4 protein-coding genes are annotated in these 3,770 nt (G+C 37.3%); 2 read left to right on the forward strand and 2 right to left on the reverse strand.

From position 1 onward, the window contains the following. Nucleotides 1-123: 123 nt before the first annotated feature. Nucleotides 124-1,110, reverse strand: coding sequence for a tryptophan--tRNA ligase (gene trpS, locus AC1DUW_RS23270; RefSeq protein ID WP_053344997.1), 987 nt, complete (start codon nt 1,108-1,110; stop codon nt 124-126). A gap of 644 nt (nt 1,111-1,754) precedes the next feature. Here trpS and AC1DUW_RS23275 point away from each other — a divergent pair. Continuing rightward, nucleotides 1,755-2,894: a putative glycoside hydrolase gene (locus AC1DUW_RS23275; protein WP_236694993.1), complete on the forward strand. Its 1,140-nt coding sequence runs from the start codon at nt 1,755-1,757 to the stop codon at nt 2,892-2,894. Nucleotides 2,895-2,946: 52 nt separating this feature from the next. On the opposite strand, the gene AC1DUW_RS23280 is transcribed toward AC1DUW_RS23275, so the two are convergent. Next, nucleotides 2,947-3,135 (reverse strand): hypothetical protein, encoded by a 189-nt coding sequence (locus AC1DUW_RS23280; protein ID WP_053344998.1) that lies wholly within the window; start codon nt 3,133-3,135, stop codon nt 2,947-2,949. 96 nt (nt 3,136-3,231) lie between these two features. Here AC1DUW_RS23280 and AC1DUW_RS23285 point away from each other — a divergent pair. Further along, the coding region (locus AC1DUW_RS23285) for a GNAT family N-acetyltransferase (RefSeq protein WP_477643567.1) at nt 3,232-3,770 on the forward strand (539 nt) is incomplete at its 3' end.

A 3,770-nucleotide genomic window follows, 5' to 3' on the forward strand; every position in this document is an offset into this window, starting at 1 on the left:
AGTGCCTGGAGTGGAAATCAACGTTCGAATTTTTACAACCCCTCAAAAAAACTGTAGACAAACTCGATTTTCATCGAGTTTGTCTACAGTCTGAGACGATCCGATTAGGATCGTCTTTTTCTTTTATCTTTTTCTGCCAAGCCCCATACCGTTATACATTTTTCTGATCATTTTATTCGCTTCAATGTTCGCTTTTTCTGCACCACGGTCAAGAATTTCATCCAATTCAGGAGAATCAATTAATTTGTAATAGCGCTCTTGGATTGGTAAGATTTCTCCAAGTACCACTTCAGCTAAATCACTCTTAAAGTCTCCGTAACCCTTCCCTACGTATAATTCTTCAATTTCGGGGTAGGTTTTCCCGCTAAAGATGGAGTAAATCGACATTAAGTTGGAAACCCCAGCTTTGTTTTCCTTATCATAACGGACAATACCCTCGGAATCGGTAACCGCGCTCTTGATGTTTTTTTCGATTTGCTTTGGATCATCTAATAGGGCAATCGTAGCCTTTTTGTTAGAATCTGATTTACTCATTTTCTTAGATGGTTCTTGAAGCGACATTATACGCGCCCCTGCCGTCGGAAGGCTGATTTCCGGAATCTTGAAAATCTCGTTGTACTTATTATTGAATCGTTCAGCTAAATCACGTGTTAATTCAAGATGCTGTCTTTGATCTTCGCCGACAGGAACAACATCTGTACTATAAAGAAGAATATCGGCAGCCATCAGCGGAGGATAGGTCAGCAGTGCTGAAGAAACCCCTTCTTTACCGGCTGATTTGTCTTTAAATTGAGTCATACGCTCAAGTTCGCCAATATAAGAGATACTTTGTAATATCCAGCCTGCTTGAGCATGCGCAGGTACCTCTGATTGAATAAAGATTGTATTCTTTTCCGGATCGAGGCCAATAGCCAAATATAAAGCGGCTAATGTTTTAATGTTTTTTCTTAATTTAAGACGATCTTGTGGAACTGTAATTGCATGCTGGTCAACGATACAAAAGAAACAATCATATTCATTTTGTAAGTTAACAAATTGTTTCATTGCTCCGATATAATTCCCTAAAGTAACGGAACCGGATGGCTGAATGCCGGAGAAAATCCTTTTCAACTGCTAGTCACTCCTCTAAATACGTTTATTAAGTAAATGGATATTCGCTCTTCATTATTGTAAAGGATAAATAGAAAATGAAGCCACTTTTTTTGAAAGTAACTGGCGCCTTATTTAAGATAGGAAAGCGCTCATTTATAYCTCGTGGAGGGGCCGTTTTGAAGTGATCACTTCTTGTATCGACGTCATTCCAGAAATACGAATTGTCCACTATAAATGTATTTTAGCATTTATTCATATTAAATGTATAATCGAAAAAGCATAAAGACTATTATCGAGCCCGTGAAAGGAAATTTTATTTCCTCCTATAACCATTCTGAATTATATAAGACGATTTCAAAAATGTGAGATTGTTTTTTATTTTTCAATGTGTAGACGATTTTGGGGAAGGATACAAGGTAATACGTTTCGAACAAAATTATCGTGTGTGACAACGTAATTCAAGGTACACATAGGTTTTATTGCCTTTTTTGAGACTAAAACCCAAAGTTTTTTTATTAATTAACTAGATATAGGAGTAAAGTTCAATCGTTGTGGTATTAAAGAAAGGGGTCTGTTGTATTTGTAAAATAAAATTGAAGACTGATGGCGAATGAGGTGGAGAAATGAAACCAATGACTAAATGGTTGATGACAGGGATGTGTATGTTCCTGATTCAACAGCCTGTTCATGCAGAAAGTATGAACGAGACTAGATATGTAGCACTTGAAAGTAAAGAACTGCCTGAGAGAGCCCCGCGTTTTGTATTTGATTCGGGTTTGAAGTTTGACTATCCGGATGCTGTGCGCGGAATTTATGTGACTGGACCTGCAGCGGGCGGCAACAAATTCAACGAACTTATTAAATATGTAGATGAAACCGATTTGAATGCGATGGTCATTGATATTAAGGATGACTGGGGAAACGTTACGTATAAGTCAGAAGATCCTGATTCTCCTTATGCTGGGATTGGTAAAGACCATATAAAAAATCCTAAGGAAATGCTGGGAAAAATGGAGGATAAACAGATTTATCCGATTGCTAGGGTGGTTGTGTTCAAAGATACCCTTCTCGCAAAAGAGAAGCCGGAATGGTCATTTTTAGATGGAAAAAAGGTATGGGAAAATGGTCGTGGAGAATCTTTCGTTAACCCATTCATGAAAGAGGTATGGGATTATAATGTTGGAATAGCTATTGAAGCGGCAAAGATGGGATTCAAAGAAATTCAGTTCGACTATGTCCGTTTTCCGGAAGGGTTTGAAAAAAAAGAAGACGAATTGAAATATAATATGGGTGACTATGATGAAGCAAAAATAAGTCATACTGCAAAAAGGGTACAGGCAGTAACGGATTTCGTCAGTTATGCGAAGAAACAACTAGAACCATACGGAGTGGATGTATCAGTGGATATTTTTGGCTATGCCGCTACGTTACCGGAAGCTCCGGGAATTGGTCAAAATTTTACCAAAATATCTGAAAATGTTGATGTCATTTCCTCGATGATATATCCAAGTCATTGGACATCTTATTTCGGTATCGAGAAACCTGATTTGGAGCCTTATGACCTTGTTAAGGAATATGCCAAATTGGAGAATAGGAAGCTGAAAGAACTGGAAGCACCACCGACTTCCAGACCTTGGCTACAAGACTTTACAGCTTCTTATTTAGGGGCGGGGAATTATCAAAAGTATGGTAAGGAAGAAGTGGAAGCCCAAATTAAAGCTTTAAATGAAAATGGAATTGATGAATTTTTATTATGGAATGCAGCGAATCGGTATACCAAAGGGGTAGATTATACGCCGTGAAAAATGGATGACCGTTAGGGAATAGCTTTCGGTCATCCAATTTCTGTAGGAATTACCGTTTCTTATTTCCACCAACTTGATTCCATCCTGACTGAATTCGCTTTGATTGATCGAAAATATGAGAGTGACGTTTACCGCCAAACCATTTTTCGCCGATCCCATTCGTCACTACGCCATTCACGGCTGTAATGCCAATTACGCAAACCGCGACCAAAATCAGGTCTGTAAAATAACTAATCATCCTAACCCTCCTAATATTTTCAAGTTATTTAAGTTCTATTGTAGTGGATAAGAAAAATTGTGGAAAGTAAAAAGTAGTAAAAGAGGAGATTAAATTATGAATTGGTATGAAAAGTTAAATCAGTATTTTCCAATTGAAGAAATGAAGTCAAAAGAGCATATAGAAATTCTTTTAACGGATAAGCAGGAAATTTACAAAAAAGATGAAGGTCCTGACCATGTTTTATTATATGTGGAAGGGGATGAGTTTATTTTCATTGATTACCTATTTGTTTCCAAGAAATCAAGGGGGCAGGGGTTAGGAAGAAAATTGATTCAAAAGTTGCAAAATAGGCAAAAAACAATATTACTTGAAGTCGAGCCTGTGCAAGAACATGATGATGATACATTAAAACGACTACGGTTTTATAAAAGGGAAGGGTTCAAGCATGCTTCTTCTATATCATATAGCAGGAAATCGCTTGCTACCAAGGAGAATACACCGATGGAAATCTTATATTGGCCATCTGATTCATCCATAGAAGACGAAGACGTATTTAATTTCATGAAAGAGATTTACTCTGAAATTCATACCTATAAGGACAATCACCTTTATGGAAAGTCTTATCAAAATGTAGAGGATGTACTGAGTATAAG

This window comes from Peribacillus sp. P4_C12, assembly GCF_056402095.1.

Coding starts and splice junctions, on each gene's coding strand:
- AC1DUW_RS23275 (WP_236694993.1), top strand. CDS start 1,755: ATGTTCCTGATTCAACAGCCTGTTCATGCAGAAAGTATGAACGAGACT.
- AC1DUW_RS23280 (WP_053344998.1), bottom strand. CDS start 3,135: ATGATTAGTTATTTTACAGACCTGATTTTGGTCGCGGTTTGCGTAATT.